Annotated in this window: 13 protein-coding genes; all 13 read left to right on the forward strand. The window is 65.6% G+C overall.

The features are described from left to right. Positions 1–37 precede the first annotated feature (37 nt). Complete coding sequence (gene fabD, locus OY559_RS07295) at positions 38–982, forward strand: ACP S-malonyltransferase (protein ID WP_277729382.1); 945 nt, start codon at positions 38–40, stop codon at positions 980–982. Between the two features lie 69 nt (positions 983–1,051). After that, positions 1,052–1,795: a 3-oxoacyl-ACP reductase FabG gene (gene fabG, locus OY559_RS07300; RefSeq protein ID WP_277729383.1), complete on the forward strand. Its 744-nt coding sequence runs from the start codon at positions 1,052–1,054 to the stop codon at positions 1,793–1,795. A gap of 143 nt (positions 1,796–1,938) precedes the next feature. Beyond that, entirely contained in the window at positions 1,939–2,178 is a 240-nt protein-coding gene (gene acpP / locus OY559_RS07305) for an acyl carrier protein (RefSeq protein WP_014161144.1), read from the forward strand. A gap of 147 nt (positions 2,179–2,325) precedes the next feature. After that, positions 2,326–3,534, forward strand: coding sequence for a beta-ketoacyl-ACP synthase II (gene fabF / locus OY559_RS07310; RefSeq protein ID WP_277729945.1), 1,209 nt, complete (start codon positions 2,326–2,328; stop codon positions 3,532–3,534). 120 nt (positions 3,535–3,654) lie between these two features. Then, positions 3,655–5,016 (forward strand): aminodeoxychorismate synthase component I, encoded by a 1,362-nt coding sequence (locus OY559_RS07315; RefSeq protein WP_277729384.1) that lies wholly within the window; start codon positions 3,655–3,657, stop codon positions 5,014–5,016. A gap of 283 nt (positions 5,017–5,299) precedes the next feature. Then, complete coding sequence (mltG, locus tag OY559_RS07320; protein WP_277729385.1) at positions 5,300–6,367, forward strand: endolytic transglycosylase MltG; 1,068 nt, start codon at positions 5,300–5,302, stop codon at positions 6,365–6,367. After that, positions 6,364–7,026, forward strand: coding sequence for a dTMP kinase (tmk, locus tag OY559_RS07325; protein WP_277729386.1), 663 nt, complete (start codon positions 6,364–6,366; stop codon positions 7,024–7,026). Before mltG ends, tmk begins: the two co-directional genes overlap by 4 nt. Continuing rightward, positions 7,023–8,015, forward strand: coding sequence for a DNA polymerase III subunit delta' (locus OY559_RS07330; RefSeq protein WP_277729388.1), 993 nt, complete (start codon positions 7,023–7,025; stop codon positions 8,013–8,015). Before tmk ends, OY559_RS07330 begins: the two co-directional genes overlap by 4 nt. A gap of 22 nt (positions 8,016–8,037) precedes the next feature. After that, on the forward strand, positions 8,038–8,391 hold the full coding sequence (locus tag OY559_RS07335) for a PilZ domain-containing protein (RefSeq protein ID WP_277729389.1): 354 nt from the start codon (positions 8,038–8,040) through the stop codon (positions 8,389–8,391). A 680-nt stretch (positions 8,392–9,071) separates the two neighbouring features. Further along, positions 9,072–10,511 carry a prealbumin-like fold domain-containing protein gene (locus OY559_RS07340; protein WP_277729390.1) on the forward strand — a complete coding sequence of 480 codons (1,440 nt, stop codon included), beginning with the start codon at positions 9,072–9,074 and terminating at the stop codon, positions 10,509–10,511. 113 nt (positions 10,512–10,624) lie between these two features. Then, on the forward strand, positions 10,625–11,200 hold the full coding sequence (locus tag OY559_RS07345; protein WP_277729391.1) for a hypothetical protein: 576 nt from the start codon (positions 10,625–10,627) through the stop codon (positions 11,198–11,200). 245 nt (positions 11,201–11,445) lie between these two features. After that, complete coding sequence (locus tag OY559_RS07350; protein ID WP_277729392.1) at positions 11,446–14,445, forward strand: DUF11 domain-containing protein; 3,000 nt, start codon at positions 11,446–11,448, stop codon at positions 14,443–14,445. A gap of 407 nt (positions 14,446–14,852) precedes the next feature. Beyond that, positions 14,853–19,262 carry a beta strand repeat-containing protein gene (locus OY559_RS07355; RefSeq protein ID WP_277729393.1) on the forward strand — a complete coding sequence of 1,470 codons (4,410 nt, stop codon included), beginning with the start codon at positions 14,853–14,855 and terminating at the stop codon, positions 19,260–19,262. Position 19,263 lies beyond the last annotated feature (1 nt).

Below are 19,263 nucleotides of genomic sequence, written 5' to 3' on the forward strand. Positions count from 1 at the left end.
CGTATCATCGCCGCCTGATTTCACGCAGGGTGTCCGAGTGACTTCCACGCAACTCGCTTTCGTCTTCCCGGGCCAGGGCTCGCAGTCGGTCGGCATGCTGGCCGAGCTGTCCGAACTGCATCCGATCGTGCGCGAGACGTTCGCCGAAGCGTCCGAGGGTGCCGGTGTCGACCTGTGGGCACTGTCGCAGGGCGGCCCCGAGGAAATGCTCAACCGGACCGAATACACGCAACCGGCGCTGCTCGCAGCCGGCGTCGCCGTGTGGCGCGCATGGCAGCAGCAGGGCGGTCCGCAGCCATCGCAGCTCGCCGGCCACAGCCTCGGTGAGTACACCGCGCTGGTGGCGGCGGAAGCGTTGTCGCTGAAGGATGGCGCGCACCTCGTGCGCCTGCGTGGCCAGCTGATGCAGGATGCCGCGCCGGCGGGCGTCGGTGCGATGGCCGCCGTGCTCGGCGCAGAAGATGCGATGGTGGCGGAGGTCTGCACGCAGGCTTCCGACAGCAAGGTCGTCGTACCCGCCAACTTCAATTCGCCGGGCCAGATCGTGATCGGCGGCGACGCCGAAGCGGTCGATCGCGCGATCGCGTTGCTTACCGAGCGCGGCATCCGCAAGGTGGTGAAGCTGGCGGTCAGCGTGCCGTCGCATACGCCTCTGATGCGCGAAGCGGCCAATCGCCTCGCGGAGGTGATGGCGGGCCTCAGCTGGCGCGCGCCATCGCTGCCCGTCGTGCAGAACGTCGATGCGAAAGTGCAGGGCGACGTCGATGCCATCCGCGATGCGCTCGTGCGCCAGTTGTACCTGCCGGTACGCTGGACCGAATGCGTGCAGGTGCTGGCATCCAACGGTGCCACGCGTATCGCCGAATGCGGCCCCGGCAAGGTGCTGGCCGGGTTGGTGAAGCGCATCGACAAGGGCCTGGACGCGCGCGCCATTGGCGGCGTGGGCGACTTCCAGGGCGCGCTCGCCGACTGGCAGGCCTGACGCCCGCGCGGCGCCTTTCCCTTATCCTGACCTTCCGCGCTTGCGCGGAGCCGTTCCGAGGACATCATCATGAGCAAGCCCCTGCAGGGTGAAATCGCACTGGTCACCGGCGCGAGTCGCGGCATTGGCGCCGCGATCGCAGACGCACTGGCGGCCCAGGGCGCCACCGTCATCGGCACCGCGACCACTGCCTCCGGGGCGCAGGCCATCGGTGAACGGATGGCCGCGTCCGGTGGCCACGGCCGCGAACTCAACGTCACCGATGGTGCGGCGGTCGATGCGCTGATCGATGCCATCGCCAAGGAATTCGGCGGCATCTCGATCCTGGTCAACAACGCCGGCATCACCCGCGACAACCTGCTGATGCGCATGAAGGACGAGGACTGGCAGGCCATCCTCGATACCAACCTCACCAGTGTCTACCGCACGTCCAAGGCGGTGATGCGAGGCATGATGAAGGCACGCAAGGGCCGCATCATCAACATCGCCTCGGTGATCGGCGTGACCGGCAACGCAGGGCAGGCGAACTACGCCGCCGCCAAGGCCGGCATCATCGCGTTCTCCAAGTCGCTGGCGAAGGAGATCGGCAGCCGTGGCGTGACCGTCAACGTGGTCGCTCCCGGCTTCATCACCACGGACATGACCAGGGACCTGCCCGAAGAAACGAAGAAGGCGCTCGGCGAACAGATCGCGCTGGGCCGCCTGGGCGAGCCGGCCGACATCGCGAATGCGGTCGCCTTCCTTGCCGGGCCGGCGGCCGGCTACATCACCGGCGAGACCCTGCACGTCAACGGCGGCATGTACATGCCCTAAAGAATTAGCTGTAAGTGGTTGATTCGGTGGCGATTGGCGATACCTGCCCGCCGTCGCCGGTTTCCACTACACTATCCCCGGTTTGCCTTCGCACCGCGTCGGCAGAATCCAACAAGTCACCCATCTCCGTCTGGAGCGAATCCATGAGCAGCATCGAAGAACGCGTCAAGAAAATCGTCGTCGAACAACTCGGCGTGAAGGAAGAGGAAGTCACCACCAGCGCATCGTTCGTCGATGACCTGGGCGCCGACTCGCTGGACACCGTTGAACTGGTGATGGCGCTGGAAGAAGAGTTCGAATGCGAAATTCCGGACGAGGAAGCCGAGAAGATCACTTCGGTGCAGCAGGCCATCGATTACGTCAAGGCGCACGTCAAGGCGTAAGTCCCGCACCTGCAGCAAACCGTGTCGGGGCCGCGCATGCGGCCCCGCGCGTATCCGGCCCCCATGCGCCCGCGTACTGCCGGGCGCGGCCGCAAGATCCACGAGGAATCCGATATGAGCCAGCGTCGTCGCGTCGTCATCACCGGCATGGGCCTGGTGTCCCCCCTGGGCAATGACATGGCCAGCAGCTGGGACGGCATCGTCAACGGACGGTCGGGCCTGGGCCCGATCACCACCTTCGATACCGAGGGCTACAGCACCAAGATCGCGGGCGAGATCCGCGGTTTCGATCCCACTACCTTCGTGCCGCCGAAGGACGTGAAGAAGATGGACTCGTTCATCCACTACGGACTGGCCGCATCGCTGATGGCGATGGACGACGCCGGGCTGGAAGTGACTGAGTCCAATGCCGAGCGCATCGGCGCCATCATCGGCGCGGGCATCGGCGGCATCCTCGGCATCGAGGAAACCGCGGTGAAGCTGCACGAAGGCGGTCCGCGCAAGATTTCCCCGTTCTACATCCCCAGCACCATCATCAACATGCTGCCGGGCCACCTGAGCATCATGAAGGGGCTGAAAGGCCCCGGCTATTCGGCAGTGTCCGCCTGCGCCACCTCGAACCATTCGATCGGCATCGCCATGCGCAGCATCCAGTACGGCGACGCCGACGTGATGGTCGCCGGCGGCGCCGAGCGGGGCTCGTCGCCGACGTCGGTGGGCGGCTTCTGCGCGATGAAGGCCATGTCCACCCGCAACGACGATCCGGCACGCGCGTCGCGTCCGTGGGACAAGGACCGCGACGGCTTCGTGCTGGGCGACGGTGCCGGCATCCTCGTGTTGGAGGAATACGAACATGCCAAGGCGCGTGGCGCACGCATCTATTGCGAGCTGGCCGGCTTCGGTGCCTCGCAGGACGCGTACCACATGACCGCGCCCAGCGAGAACGGCGAGGGTCCTTCACGCTGCATGCTGTCCGCGCTGAAGGATGCGGGCCTGAATGCCGACCAGGTCGAGTACCTCAACGCGCACGGCACCTCCACGCCGCTGGGCGACCTGGCCGAAACGCTGGCCATGAAGCGCGCGCTGGGCGACCACGCGTACAAGATCATGGTCAGTTCCACCAAGTCGATGACCGGCCACCTGCTGGGTGCGGCGGGCGGCGCGGAAGCGATCTTCTCCGTGCTGGCCATCCACCACGGCATCATCCCGCCGACCATCAACCTGGACGAACCGGGCGAAGGTTGCGACCTGGACTACGTGCCACACACGGCGCGCGAGAAGAAGATCGACGTGGCCGTGTCGAACGGCTTCGGCTTCGGCGGCACCAACGGCACGCTGGTGTTCAAGCGGATCTGATCCAACGGCGGACAAGAGATCGTCATCCCGGCGAAGGCCGGGATCCATCTTGATTTCGCTTCCTGTTCCCTGAACAAGTAAAGCAACTTGGGTTCCAGCTTTCGCTGGAACGACGATGGCATGATCGAAACCCGCGCGCTTCCTTCAGACACCGACCTGCTGGCACTGCATCGCCAGGATCCGCAGCGCTACCCCGTGCTGCTGGAATCCGTCGCGTCGGGCACGGCGCAGGGACGCTGGGATTTCCTGCTGGTGGCCGACGGCACCGGGTTGCGCCTGGATGCGGACGGGATCACCCGCAACCTGCACGGCGATGTGGAGGCGGGTGACTTCCTGGCCGCGCTCGATCGGCACTGGCAGGCACAGCGCACGCCGCGCGAAGAGCCGCGCTGGCCGTTCCGCGGCGGCTGGGCGCTGCTGCTGGCGTACGAACTGGCGCAGCAGGTCGAACCCGTCCTGCGACTGCCACAGACACCCGATACGCAACCCGTCGCGCTCGCACTGCGATGCCCCGCCGCCGTGTTGCGCGACCGCAGCACGGGCGACTGCGTCGTCGTCGCGGAAGCGGGGCGGAGCGAATTGATGGCGCGCACGCTCGATGACGTCGCACGCGCGGCACACATGCCGCCACTGCCGGCATGGCAGCCGCCGTTCCGCATCGACGAAGACGCACCACAGCACTTCACCGACGGCGTCGAGCGCATCCTCGACTACCTGCGTGCCGGCGACATCTTCCAGGTCAATCTATCGCGTGCATGGCATGCGCGCTTCGAAGCGCGACTGGATCCGGCCGCGCTGTATGCCCGGCTGCGCACCGCCAACCCCGCGCCGTTCGCCGGCCTGTTCGCCACGCCAGGCTGGACCGTGGTGAGCTCGTCGCCCGAGCGCCTGGTCTCCGTGCGTGGCGAGGTGGTCGAAACCCGCCCCATCGCCGGCACGCGCCCCCGCTTCGCGGGCGACGACGATGCCGCACGCATCCGTGAACTCGTCGGCCATCCGAAAGAGCGCGCCGAACACGTCATGCTGATCGATCTTGAGCGCAACGACCTGGGCCGCGTCTGCACGCCCGGCAGCGTGCAGGTGGACGAGCTGATGACGGTGGAGAGCTACGCGCACGTGCACCACATCGTCAGCAACGTGCGTGGCCACCTGCGCGCCGATGCCACGCCCGGCGAGGTCATCCGCGCCACCTTTCCCGGCGGCACCATCACCGGCTGCCCCAAGGTGCGCTGCATGCAGATCATCGCCGAGCTGGAGCAGACCCCCCGCGGTGCCTACACCGGCGCCTTCGGCTGGCTGAACCGCGACGGCGACCTGGACCTGAACATCCTCATCCGCAGCGCCGAGATCGTTGCCGACGGCCCCGGCAGCGTGGCCCGCTTCCGCACCGGCGCCGGGATCGTGGCCGATTCGGTCCCGGACAAGGAGTTGGACGAGACCCGCGCCAAGGCCCGTGGCGTGCTGCGGGCGCTGGAAGCCTGATTGCTGATGCCTTCTCCCTGCGTTAGCGGGGAGAAGGTGCCCGAAGGGCGGATGAGGGGCGACGGAGCCGACGTAAGGTCAGTCCTCCGTACTTGCCGGGTGCATCTCTCGCCGAGATGCCCGCGGAGCTTTCCCGCACCGCGACATCGCCCGACGTCGTCACGCCCCTCATCGGTCTTCGGCCCGTGCACCGGGAGGGGGTGAACCGCCTTGGCTACCACGCCTACAGCCTGAGACGGCGACCGGGTATCCTGCACAGCCTGCTTCAAGCACCGAGGACTACGTGGCGTCAGCTCTCAAGCGCGGTTGCCGCTTCATCGTCATCACCTTCCTCCTGTTGCTGGCCCTGGTGGCCGGCGCGGCGTTCTGGCTGTGGCAGGGCCACCGCGGGTTCGCCGACTCCGCCATGGGCGGTGTCAGCGCCGACGCCACGCTGGAGGTCGCCAGCGGCGATGCCTTCCCGACCGTGCTGCGCAAACTGCGCGAACAAGGGGTGTCGCATGGCACCGACCTGCAATGGCGCCTGCTCGCGCGCGAGACCAACACCGCCAGCCAGCTCAAGGTGGGCGAGTACGCGCTGGATCCGGCGCTGACTCCGCGCGAACTGCTGCAACGCATGCGCGAAGGGCGCACGCTGCAGTACCGCTTCACCCTCGTCGAGGGCTGGAACATCCGCCAGGTGCGCGCCGCGCTGCGCAACGCCACGCCCCTGCAGCAGAAGACCGCGCAGATGAGCGATGCCGAACTGATGGCGGCGCTCGGTCACGAAGGGCAGCATCCGGAAGGCCGCTTCCTGCCCGAAACCTACGTCTACACGCGCAGCGAAACCGACCTCGACGTGCTCAAGCGTGCGTACGCGGCGATGGAGAAGGCGGTCGATGCCGCCTGGCAGGCGCGTGCGCAGGACATCCCGCTGCAGTCGGCGGAAGAGGCGCTGATTCTGGCCTCGATCATCGAGAAGGAAACCGGCATCGCCGAGGAACGTCCCGCCATCGCCGGCGTGTTCGCGCGGCGGCTGAAGATCGGCATGCCGCTGCAGACCGATCCCACCGTCATCTACGGCATCGGCAGCAGCTACGACGGCAACATCCGCCGCCGCGACCTGACCACCGACACGCCGTACAACACCTACACCCGCAAGGGCCTGACACCGACGCCCATCGCCATGCCCGGCGTGGACGCGCTGCGCGCGGCGGTGAATCCGGCGGACGGCGACGCACTGTACTTCGTTGCGGTCGGCGACGGCAGCGGCCGGCACATCTTCTCGGCCACGCTCGCCGAGCACAATGCTGCGGTCGCGCGTTACCTGGTCACGCGCCGCGAAACCCTGCGCAAGGCGGAAGCGCCATGAGCGAGGCCCTGTTGTCGCAGCCGCGCCTGATCACGCTGGAAGGCGGCGAGGGTGCCGGCAAGACCAGCGCCATCACGGCCATCCGCGACCGCCTGCAGGCCGAAGGTCACGAGGTGGTGCTGACGCGCGAACCTGGCGGCACGCCGCTGGCGGAACGCATTCGCGAGCTGCTGCTCAATCCGCAGGACGAAGCGCTGGCCGCCGAGACCGAACTGCTGCTGATGTTCGCCTCGCGTGCGCAGCATGTGCGCGAGGTGGTACGCCCGGCGCTGCGGCGTGGCGCGTTCGTGGTCAGCGACCGCTTCACCGATTCCAGCTACGCCTACCAAGGGGCGGGTCGTGGACTGGACCCCGAGTGGATCGCCGCGCTGGAGCGTCGTGCAGTGGGATTGAAGCCCGGCCTGACGTTGTTGCTGGACCTGGACGTGCGCGAAGGCCGTGCGCGTACCGCGGGTCGTGACCTGTGGCCGGACCGCATCGAAAGCGAGCAGGATGATTTCTTCGAGCGCGTGCGCGCCGGTTTCCGTGCGCGTGCCGCCGCCGAGCCGCAGCGTTTCCGCGTGATCGATGCCGCGCAGCCGCCGGCCGGCGTGGGCGCGGCCGTCGATGACGCCATCGCCGCGTACCTGCGCACGCTGACGGACAGCGATTTCGCATGAGCACCCTTGCTGCGACCGGCGCGTTTTCGCCCTGGCAGCAACGCGCCTATGACCACGCTGTCGCGGCGCTGGCGTCGGGCCGCCTTGGCCATGGCCTGCTGGTCTGCGGTCCCGCCGGCCTGGGCAAGCGTGCCGTGCTGGATCGCCTGGCCCGCCGCGTGCTGGCACAGCAGCGGGACGCAAACGGCGAACCTGCGCCGGGCGATCGCAGCTCGCGCCTGATCGACGCGGGTACGCATCCGGATCTGCAGGTCATCTCATTTGTCGCCACCAAGGACGGCAGCAAGCTGCGCACCGAGATCGTGATCGACCAGATCCGCGAGGTGTCGCAGAAACTGGCGCTGACGCCGCAGTACGGCGGTGCGCAGGTGGCGCTGATCGATCCGGCCGATGCGATCAATCGCTCGGCCTGCAACGCCCTGTTGAAGACACTGGAAGAGCCGGCGCCGGAGCGCTACCTGTGGCTGGTCAGCGCGCAGCCCGCACGCCTGCCGGCCACCATCCGCAGCCGCTGCCAGCGCATCGAATTCCGGCTGCCTCCGCGTGACGAAGCGCTGGCGTGGCTGCAGTCGCAAGGCCACGCTGCCGCCGATGCGGCACGCGCACTGGACGCGGCACGCGGCCATCCCGGCTTGGCAGACGATTGGCTGCGCAACGACGGGCTGGCCCTGCGCGAGGCGGTGGCGCGCGATCTGCAGCGGCTGGAGCAGGGCGAGATCGGTGTGGTGGAAACCGCACAGCGCTGGGCCAACGACGAACTGGCGGATGCGCGCCTGCGCCATGCGGCAGACCTGGCGCTGGAACAGGCGGGAAGTGCCGGCTTGACCGATCCGGCCCGATTGAACAAGCTGGCCACCTGGTTCGATGCCGCCAACCGCACCCGCGACCTGTTGCGGACCACGGTGCGCGGCGATCTGGCCATGGTGGAACTGCTGCTGGCCTGGGCCGGCAGCGACCGCGGTCGCGCTGTCGGGGCGCGGCGCGGATGACCGATACGCACGGAGACGGGGAATGAATGCAGCAGGTGGACGGCAGGGCATCCTGTCGCTGGCAGTGAAAGACAAGGCCGCGCTGTACAACGCCTACATGCCGTTCGTGAAAGGCGGCGGCATCTTCGTGCCCACGCCCAAGCGTTATTTCCTCGGCGATGAGGTCTTCCTGCTGCTCACGCTGCCGGAATCCAGCGATCGTCTGCCTGTCGCCGGCAAGGTGGTGTGGGTGACGCCCATCGGCGCGCAGGGCAACCGCGCCGCCGGCATCGGCGTGCAGTTCGCCGAGAACAGTGAAGGCGAAGCCATCAAGAACCGCATCGAAACGATGCTGGCAGGCAGCCTCGGCGGCGAGAAGCCCACCCACACGATGTAAGCCGGAACGCGGCACGCTTCCGCACGATCCTGCAACGCGGCGTCGTTGGCGGCACGTACGGGTGTGGGCCGAACATGGCCCTGACGTCAAGCATCATCGGAACAGGTCCGGAGCGCCCGCCCACGGGGACGGTGTCGGTTCCAGGAAGATCGCGCAGGGCATCCGCCTGCAGCGAGCCGAATCCGGACGTGCGTACTTGCCGTTACCCGGCGGTGCCGCGCGTTCGGGCATAAGCGTGGCGCATTCGCCGGACTCGACCAGACATCAGGACGCGTTGGCGTCACGTTGCGAGCAGCGGGCTGAGGATGCCTGCAGTCGACGGGAGCGGCCGGGTGCCCAAAGCATATTCGCGCCGCGCGATCCGCATCTCTTCCAAGCACCTCTGCCCGGAGGGACAGCTGTTTTCGGGAGTGTTGACCGGAAACGTCGGGCTTTTGCGAACTTAGAGCAAGAGTGATTCGAAGCGCCGGGTGGCGCCGGGTCACCTCCTCCTTGCCTTTCAGGGAAGGCTGGGGGCTGGGGATAGGGTCATCACGAATCTGTCTGCTTCGTTCGGTGTAGTCCGCGCGCCATCGCGGAATGCATCGATGGCGGAGTACTGAATGACCGTGCCGGACGCGTCATCCATCGGGGATGCGGGATTGGCAGGTCTACGTAACAACCATCGGAAACATGCAGTAATGATCAAGAAACATGTCGGCCATTTCTTTGCGCTTGTGCCGTGCGCTGTCCCTATGCGTGCGCCGGAAGCGGGCGTCGATTCGGGGCCGGCCGAGGGTGTTGTCCGCGCAGGCGCAATGACGCCGTTCCGGACAATAGTCGTCCGCCTGTTGGCCGTGGCTGCGCTGTACTGTGCCCTTGTCGGGCAATCGCTCGCCGTCGAGATCCTCAATTTCGGCACCGAGACAGGCGGAACCGATTTGTTGACGACGCCCATGATCAGCACGGTGGGCGGTATCACGGTGACAACCGCAGCGCAGCAATCGGGTGGAACCTGGGACGCGCCACCCGCGGTCTTCCGCAGCAACGGCGGAATCAATGGAACGAGCGGTGTCATCTACATGTCGATGGACGCGTCGACTGGGACATCGTCGTCGTGGACACAGGTGACGTTCACCTTCTCTCGACCGGTGACCAATCTGGCCTTCACGGTGGTCGATCTGGATGGTGGCCCGTCAGGCAGCTGGAATGACATCGTCACCGTGAGCTCGACACCTCTCCTGACGCCAACCACCCCTCTTGTCGGCAGCCAGGTGTCGTGGAACGCGGCGACACGCACTGCCCAGGCGATCTCCAATGCGAGCATCTTCGATGCCACGGGCAATATCCGCTTCCAGTACGCCACGCCGGTGACCTCGGTGACGGTGCGCTACGTGGCGGGCCCCACCAGCTCAGGCGCCAGGCTGGGACAGACCGTGACCATCGATGACCTGAGCTGGGATTCGGGTGCAGTGCGCGTGCAGAAGCTCACCAATGGAGGCGTAGGCGGGCCTTTCGCGTTCACGCAGACCAATCTGCTGACCGCACCCGCGGGCATTACCACCACGGTGGCCGATACGCCGACACCAGCCAGTCCTGGCGCGCATGAAATCAGCGGTCCCGGCGCGAATGTCACGGTGACGGAGAGCCTGCCTTCCGGCTGGGTTCTGACTTCGACCACCTGCACGGATGCCAACAGTGCGGTCACCGGCAACACAGGCACGGTGGGCACGCTGTCGGGCAGCACGCTCAGCTTGAACGCGGCATCGCTGGTGCTGTCCGGCGCCGATATCACTTGTACCTTCACCAACACATTGCAGCAGACGGACATCCAGGTGGTGAAGACCGCATCGCCTGATCCGGTCGTGTCGGGTGATGTGGTGAGCTACCAGATCGTGGTCAGCAACAACGGTCCGCTGGCGGCCAGCAGCGTCCTGCTGACCGATGTCGCGGGGGTGGGGCAGGACTGCACCACACCGAGCACGACGGCGACCTGTTCGACGGCCGGTGGCGCGAGCTGCCCGTCACCGACGGTGCCGGTGAGCAGTCTGCTGGGCGCAGGCATCACGATTCCGGTCCTGCCCGTGGGGGGGCAGGTCACCGTGACCGTGCAGTGCTCGATATCGGCCAGTGGCCTCTAAGCCGGCGCGATAACGGTGTGGTCGTCCTCGATCCTGTCCCTCCGTAAACACTGTTACGCACCAGGTTGGGTAGTGTCCGGTCTGAGATTGTCGGTGCGAAAAACCTGTCAGATGTGACAGATATTGTCGATGCCCCGTCACTGCTCAAGCTGCCTGCCAACGACATCGCGATAACGAATGAAGGAGGCGCAGGCATTGTTGGCAGAACACTGGGGACCAAGATGGAAATCGCAACTCTTGATGACGTTTTGCTCGACCAGCGCGCTGGATCTTTGCCACGGCTAGCAGCGTATGCGGCTTCCCGTGTCGTGACGTGCCGCCTCAAGTCGATCCGGTTGCCGCTGGTTCTCCTCCTAGTATCTGCCGTCATTCATTCGGCGACCTTCACAACGCCCGCTGGCTCCAACTACTTCAACGGCCATCTGTTCAGCACGTTCACAGGCGCGAACGGTGCGGCGGCGACAACGGGGCAGACATCCACACTGCATACCTTCACCGTCACCCAGATGGACATCGCTTCGGGGACGGGCAACGTGTCGCAGTTCGTGTCCGGAATTCTCAGCGCAGGTTCCGGCTACCCGGCGACCACGCCGCAGATACCGGAAATGAGCGCGATCAATGGCTTGGGGTTGGGTGGCCGCATCCGCTATACCGTCAACCGGACCTTGCCGCTGGGCACGTACATTTGAATGAGTGGCTAGGCCGGACGCATTGTCCATCGGGGATGCGGGCTTGGCAGTTCTGCGGAACAACCATCGGAAACACGCAGTAATGATCAAGAAAGAGCAGGCAGGAGTGGCCGAAGGGCTGGATGGGCGACCTGCGGGCAGTCCCCGCGAATGTGCAATGCAAGGAATTCCTAATGAATAGTCATACATGCCTCTCGCACGTCAGGAGGCACCTGCTCAGGTGGTCGAAATCTTTGCTCGGCTTGGTGGCATTGCCACTTCTTGGTTTCAGCCAGCAGGCACAGGCGCAACTGTCGTGCGACACCGGTTACGCCTACATGCTCATGCTGAACAACACCACGACGCCAGCGACAACGGCACTCAGGCGTCTCAACCTGTCGAACGGCACGTGGACGAATGTCGTGGCGAGTACGCCGTACACTGGTTTATCGAATGCGCTTGGCTTGACGGTGGATGGCTCCGCCGCCTGGATGATCGAAGCCTACGCCAGCGGCGGCAGTTCAGTGCTACAGGTGCGCGGTTACGATGCAGTCAGTGGGGCGTGGTCGAACTTCAACGTCTCCATCCCCGGCCAGGCCAATGCCGGCGGGCTGACAGAGATTCCGCGCGGAGCGGTCAGTCCGGTGAACGGCGTCTATTACATCAGCAGGCCGAACGCGAGCAATGCGTCGGAGCAACTGGTTTACGCGTTCGACACCAGCGCCAATACGTTCATCGGCCAGGTGGCACGGGTTGCAAGTGTAACGAATACTGGCAACGGCGACCTTACGTTTGACGCCTACGGCAACATGTACCTGGTCGCGTCCGGAGCGAACGGCAGTTACATCTATCGGATCGACCAGGGTTCGATTCCTACATCCTCGTCTACCGCGCTCGTCCCCTCCACCTCGATCGGCACCATTCCGTCCTCGGCGGGCCTGTTGCCCGGGTTGGCGTTCGACGGCGACGGGTGGCTCTACGCCACGACGACCACCCAGATTTTCAAGATCAATCCGACCACCGGTGCCATCGCTGCAGGCTACCCGGTCGCGGTTTCCGGAGCTGGAGGTGCTGCGTACGTACTTGACCTTGCCGATTGCAACACCGCGCCAACCTTGCGGTTGAGCAAGGACGCGACGCGGCTGGTGTCCACGGATCAGTTCCAGCTGCAGATCACTCCCGGCACCGCGCCGGGCAACACTGCAACCACGACGGGTTCGACCAATGGCGTGCAAACTGCCCGCGTTGGCCACCTGCCGGTGATCGCCGGGGAGACCTATACGCTGACCGAGACCCAGCAGGGTACGGCGGTGCTCAACAACTACGACGTTTCATTGACTTGCCGGGACGTAGCCAATAGCAACGTCGTTGTACCGGCGACAGCCGTCACCACGACGGGGACCAGCCGCGCTTACGGTGTAGTGATACCCGGGGTGACGCTTGGCGGGAACACTCCGCAGGTCGAATGCACTTACCTCAACACCCCGCCGCCACAACCGGACTTCGGCACCTGCGATGCGCGGATGTTCCTGGATCAGACGAACTCCGGGGCGACGCTATCGACGCTGTACAACGTCGGCTACGCGAGTACGCCGTTCACCTATGCCAGTCTGGGATCGGGGGCGCCACGCAATGGCATCGGCTACAACATGTTGGATAACTACATCTACGCCATGGAGTGGGGCGGCTTCTCGGGCAATGAGCTGGTGCGTGTGGGTTCGGATGGCAGCACCGTCAACCTGGGAGTGGTAACTGGCCTTCCGGCTTCCAATTACAACAACGGCGTAATTTCGCCGACCGGCGATTACTACGTGATGCCCGGCTTTGGTGGGACGACACTCTACCGCGTCAACCTCACCACTCGGGTGGCCACGGTCGTCACGCTGAGTTCGTCCATCAGCGTCTCCGACTTTGCCTGGCATAACGGACTGCTGTGGGGCATTAATTCCAACGAAGGCACGCTGGTCAGCATCGATCCCGCCAGCGGTGCGGTGACTACGATCGGATCATCATTTCCGGTCAACAATGCGATTGCGATGTGGGGTTTCGACAACGGCTTGTTCGCCAGCGGTGGTTCCACCATCTACGCCATCGATCCGGCTACGGGTGCGGCAACGCTGATGAGTACAGCGCCGGGCGCCACCAACGCCGACGGCGCCAATTGCCCCGGTGCAACCATCCAGTTCAACGCCGACCTGTCGGTCACCAAGACCAACACGCCTGGTTCGGGCCCGAACGACTTGTCGACCGACACCTATTCGCCCGGCGAGACGCGCACATATACCGTCGTGGTGACCAACCTCAGCGGTTCCTTCGGCGCGCAGAACGTCACGGTCAGCGATCCGATTCCGGCAGGCATCGATGCGGCCACCGTGAGCTGGACCTGTGCCAACACCTCGGGCGGTTCGCGTTGTGGTGCCGCCAGCGGGACCGGTGCGCTGAACGATACCGGCCTGGACCTGCCGCCGAATGCGGTGGCCACCTATCGGGTGACGATGACGGTGCCGACCGGTTTCACGGGTGACCTGACCAACACGGTCACCATCACGCCGCCGAGCACGATCAACGATACGAATGCCGCCAACAACACGGCCACCGATGTGGACCAGTCCGCGCCGCAGCTGACGATCCGCAAGATCAGCATCGGTGGCGTGGACAGCTTCGGCTTCACCGGTACCAATGGCGTGGTTGCGCAGACCCTGACCACCACGACGGCTGGTAGTCCGGTGAGCGGTGTCACCCAGGTACTGACGGCGGCCGGCACCGCCACCACAATTACCGAGAGCACCACGCCGGCCGCCTACCAGCTGACCGGCATCACGTGCACGGGTCTGGGCGCAGGCGGTACGGCGACCCCGGACCTGGTCAACCGCACCGTGGCACTCGATGTCGCAGCAACGGCGGCGGGCGCCAACATCGTATGCACGTTCACCAACACGCTGCAGCAGACGGACATCCAGGTGGTGAAGACCGCGTCGCCTGATCCGGTGGTCAGTGGTGAGGTGGTGACCTACCAGATCGTGGTCAGCAACAACGGTCCGCTGGCGGCCAGCAACGTCCTGCTGACCGATGTCGCGGGAGTGGGGCAGGACTGCACCACGCCGAGCACGACGGCGACCTGTTCTGCTGCAGGTGGCGCGAGCTGCCCGTCGCCGACGGTGCCGGTGAGCAGCCTGCTGGGCGCAGGCATCACGATTCCGGTCCTGCCCGTGGGGGGGCTGGTCACCATCAGCCTGCAGTGTTCGGTGTCCGCAGATGGCTTGTAACAGGATGCCCTGTTGAAGCGTCGAGTGCCGATGGTGGTCGGCACCGCTCTGTAAATGCCGTTACGTCCGTCGACTCGTCGTGTCCGGTGAATGCCCACTGGTGCGAATATCTTTGCCAAATGTGAGAGTCGCCGGCTATGCCGTCGCTCTGGTCGAGTATCGGGTGCACTACCCAACGCGTACAGGGGAAGGGGTATGAAGGCACAACATGCGGAGGCCATGCTGCTTGGCGGCATGGGCGCATACCGTCCTCGTATTCGACGTTCACCATTGCCGATGGCGGTGCGTGTGCGGAATCCTGCTTTTACAGAAAGGCAGGAAAACGATGGCGCCCTTGCCGGGCGAAGGACTGACACGTGGCAGCAGGGGAAGCAGCGATGACCACCCTTGCATATCCGGGAAAATCGATGACGAGACGCTTTCTCCAACTGACGGTCCTTGGACTGATCGCGTGGGTCATGCCCGCGAACGCCAACCAGATTCCCACGGCCTCCTCGGGAGGAACGGTCGCCACCAGCACCACGGTGACCAAGACCTATCCGTCGGGACTCACCTACACGCTCACGTTGTCCGGCGCGAGCGGGGTGCCGTTCCAGTTCGCTGGCCAGGGGGCACTGAACCAGACGGGCAGCCCGGCGACGGCGTACTACTCGCCCGGCATTGCGGTGGGGGCGGGAAGTTCTTCATCGAGTATCGGCGTGTATGGGCCCTGCACACCGTCGGGGGGAGTCTGCCTCGATCGCGGCACGATAACGATCACCTTCAGCCAACCCGTGACCGATCCCGTACTGCATGTGTCGGGATTGGGTGGCGCCAGTGGCGGGGACAACCACGCGCCGGTTCTCCGCCTGACATCGCCGGCAACCGGCGTCACCCTGAGCAGCCAGGGCGCGCCCACGAACATGAACATCACGGCCACGTCGTTCACAAGCGGCACGCTCAACGGCGCCACCGCCTGCAATGCGACGGGCACAGGTGCGGGCTGCGGCAGCATCCGCGTCAACGGCACGGTCACTTCGCTGACGTTCGCGGTGGACCTGCGTGCGTCAGGCGCACTGGCTTCGACGGAATTCGACACCTTCGGCATCACCGTCACGGTGGACGAGGATTTCAGCGACGCGCCGACCACCAACTTCAACTCGGCGCAGGCGCCCACCCACATCGTGGGCGACCTGCGGCTCGGCGCCGCGCTCGATGCGGATAACGTCAACGTGACCGCGGCCACCGCAAGCCCGTTCCCGGTCGCTGCCGGTGCCGACAACACCATCGGTGTGGGCGACAACCTCGCGGGTGCCGACGAAGACGCCATCACCACCTTCCCCACCATCCACTCGGCCGTCACCAGCTACAGCCTCGTCGTGCCCATCAGCGGCGCCAGCAAGGCAGGCATCGTATGCGGCTGGATCGACTTCAACCGCAACAACGCCTTCGTCGCCACCGAGCGCGCATGCTCGACCTTCGCGAGCGGTGCGAGCAGTGTCACCCTGGCCTGGAACAGCGCGAACGGCAATGCGCCCACGGGCATGAGCGCCGGCAACAACTACGTGCGCCTGCGCGCGGGCTACACCACCGCGCAGATCCAGACCGCCGACGGCAAGGGCCGTGCAGACAGTGGCGAGGTCGAAGACTACCGCCTCACGATCGCCGCCGCGGTGCCGGCGCTCTCCATCACCAAGGCCGGCAACGGGCCGTGGACGGTGGGCCAGACCGGCGCCACCTATACCTTGAACGTCACCAACAACGGTACCGGTGCGACGTCCGGTACCGTCACCGTGCGCGAACAGTTGCCCACCGGCATCGGCATCCGTCCCGCGACCGGATTCACGGCGGCGACGGGATGGACCTGCAGCTACTCCGACGAGGCGGCGCAGAATGCGACCACCATCGTTCCCAACACCGGCATGGTGGTCACCTGTACCTCGACCACGGCCATTCCGGCCGGCGGCACGGTGGCACTGACGATCCCCGTGCTGGTGACGTCGGCATCGCCGGCTTCCGTGACCAACCATGCCTCCGTCGGCGGTGGCGGCGATCCGTTCAATGGCGGCACCGCCCCCGTCGCGGGCGCCACATGTACCGATGCCGACCACTGCGCCAGCGTGTCGACGGCGGTCACGGCCTCGCCGCCCGCGCCTGCCACCTGCACGGCGACCACGGCGGTGAACCTGTTCGCCACGGCACCCTTCCAAAGCAACTTCTTCACAGACAACGCCACGCAAACACGCACGGCGACGCTGCTCGCCACGGCGGGCGGCTACTCGGTGGGCACCGGCACCGGTGGGCGCTTCGTCGTGGACATGAACTGGCGCTGGAGTCCCGGATTCCCGCTGCCATCCAATGCGTCGACCATGTCCTTGCGCGTCAATGGCACCGACTACGCGACCATGACCACGCAGGCGGGCTACGCCGGCTACGCAACCCTGGTGGCCCAGAATGGCGCGAGCCTGTTCGACGGCACCACCACGGTGGAGACCAACCGCACCTCGAACGAGAACTTCTGGGTCACGTTGCCTGCCTCGGTCACCACCATCACCAGCGTGCAGATGGTGTACACCGGCGGTTCGACGGCGGACGACTTCTTCTTCTCCGGTCCCGCGCTCTATGGCTGTCCCATACCGGCCGACCTGTCCATCACCAAGACCAACAACCAGGACGTGTACACGGCGGGCCAGGCGATGACCTACACCATCGTGGTCAGCAACCTTGGCCCGGGTGCCTCCAACAATGCGGTGTTCACCGATCCTGCGGTGACCGGCATGACGAAGACAGGCGTGACCTGCGGCAGCCCGACCGGCGGCGCCACGTGCCCCACGGCCGCCAACACCACGGTTGCGCTGGTGCAGGGCAGCGGTATCGTCATTCCCAGTCTGCCATCTGGCAGCAGTGTGACGTTCCAGCTGACCGCCACGGTCAACGCCGGCACCACGGCCAACCTGACCAATGTCGCCAACATCGCCACGCCGAGCGGACAGACCGATCCGGTGCCGGGCAACAACACGGCGTCGGATACCGATACATCGCAACCCAGCTTCGGCACCTGTGATGCGCGGATGTTCATGGACCAGGTGCCCTCGAACATCTCGACGCTGTACAACGTGAACTACACCACGGCGCCGTTCACGCTGACCTCACTGGGGTCCTCCACCTCCACCACCGGCCGCAATGGCGTTGGCTACAACGTGCTGGACAACTACATCTACGGCATCCGGTGGCCGACGAGCGGAAGCATCGTTGAGCTCATCCGTGTAGGTGCCAACGGCACTGGCCAGAACCTGGGCGCCATCGCGGGTCTGCCAACAGGGACCGTCTGGAACAACGGCGTCATTTCACCGGCCGGCGACTATTACCTGAAGAGCGGTTTGTCGACCACGACGCTCTACCGTGTGAATCTGGCCACTCTGCCATACACCGCCATCCCAATCACCCTGAGCCAACCGGTACAGACCTTCGATCTGGCCTGGCACAACGGGCTGCTGTATGGCGTGGACATCACGTCGAGCCCGAGCCAACTGGTCAGCATCGACCCCGTCAGTGGCGCGGTGACGACCATTGGGTCGACCTTTCCGTTGACCAATGCGCTGGCCATGTGGGGCTTCAACAACATGTTGCTGGGTTCATCCGGGGGAGCCATCTATGCCCTCGATCCCGTTTCGGGTGCGGGCACGTTATTGAGCGTTATCTCGCCTTCTGCCAACAACGGAGACGGTGCCAACTGTCCCACTGCGAACATTGCCTTCAACGGCGACCTGTCGGTCACCAAGACCAACACGCCCGCTTCGGGGCCGAATGATCTGCCGACGGACACCTATACGCCCGGTGCGACGCGCACGTACACCATCGTGGTGAGCAATCCGAGCACCAGCTTTGGCGCGCAGAACGTCACGGTGAGCGACCCGGTACCGGCGGGCATCGATGCGGCCACCGTGAGCTGGACCTGCACCAACACCTCGGGCGGATCGCGTTGCGGCGCGGCCAGCGGCACGGGCGCACTCAACGACACCGCGCTGGACCTGCCGTCGGGTTCGGTGGCGACCTACACCGTGACGATGACGGTACCCGCCGGTTTCACCGGCGACCTGACGAACACGGTGACCATCACACCGCCGAGCACGATCAACGATACGAATGCCGCCAACAACACCGCCACCGATGTGGACCAGTCCGCACCGCAACTGACGATCCGCAAGATCAGTGTCGGGGGCGTGGACAGCTTCGGCTTCACCGGTACCAATGGCGTGGTCGACCAGACCCTGACCACCACGACCGCCGGCAGCCCGGTGAGCGGCGCCACCCAGGCACTGACGGCAGCCGGCATCGCCACCACGATCACCGAAAGCACCACGCCGGCAACCTACCAGCTCACCGACATCACCTGCACGGGCTTGGGCGCAGGTGGCACGGCCACGCCTGACCTGGCCAACCGCACCGTGGCACTCGATGCCGCGGCGACGGCGACGGGTGCCAACATCGAATGCACGTTCACCAACACGCTGCAGCAGACGGATATCCAGGTGGTGAAGACCGCGTCGCCTGATCCGGTCGTGTCGGGGGATGTGGTGACCTACCAGATCGTGGTCAGCAACAACGGTCCGCTGGCGGTCAGCAACGTCCTGCTGACCGACGTGGCCGGGGCAGGGCAGGACTGCACCACGCCGAGCACGACCGCGACCTGTTCTGCTGCAGGTGGCGCGAGCTGCTCGCCGACGGTGCCGGTGAGCAGCCTGCTGGGCGCAGGCATCACCATACCGACCCTGCCGGTGGGCGGTCAGATTACCGTTGAATTGCAGTGCACCGTTACGGCCACAGGTACACCCTGAA

This window comes from Pseudoxanthomonas sp. SE1, from assembly GCF_029542205.1.
Taxonomy (GTDB): Bacteria; Pseudomonadota; Gammaproteobacteria; order Xanthomonadales; family Xanthomonadaceae; genus Pseudoxanthomonas_A.

Coding starts and splice junctions, on each gene's coding strand:
- fabG (WP_277729383.1), top strand. CDS start 1,052: ATGAGCAAGCCCCTGCAGGGTGAAATCGCACTGGTCACCGGCGCGAGT.
- acpP (WP_014161144.1), top strand. CDS start 1,939: ATGAGCAGCATCGAAGAACGCGTCAAGAAAATCGTCGTCGAACAACTC.
- fabF (WP_277729945.1), top strand. CDS start 2,326: ATGGGCCTGGTGTCCCCCCTGGGCAATGACATGGCCAGCAGCTGGGAC.
- OY559_RS07315 (WP_277729384.1), top strand. CDS start 3,655: ATGATCGAAACCCGCGCGCTTCCTTCAGACACCGACCTGCTGGCACTG.
- tmk (WP_277729386.1), top strand. CDS start 6,364: ATGAGCGAGGCCCTGTTGTCGCAGCCGCGCCTGATCACGCTGGAAGGC.
- OY559_RS07330 (WP_277729388.1), top strand. CDS start 7,023: ATGAGCACCCTTGCTGCGACCGGCGCGTTTTCGCCCTGGCAGCAACGC.
- OY559_RS07335 (WP_277729389.1), top strand. CDS start 8,038: ATGAATGCAGCAGGTGGACGGCAGGGCATCCTGTCGCTGGCAGTGAAA.
- OY559_RS07340 (WP_277729390.1), top strand. CDS start 9,072: ATGATCAAGAAACATGTCGGCCATTTCTTTGCGCTTGTGCCGTGCGCT.
- OY559_RS07355 (WP_277729393.1), top strand. CDS start 14,853: ATGACGAGACGCTTTCTCCAACTGACGGTCCTTGGACTGATCGCGTGG.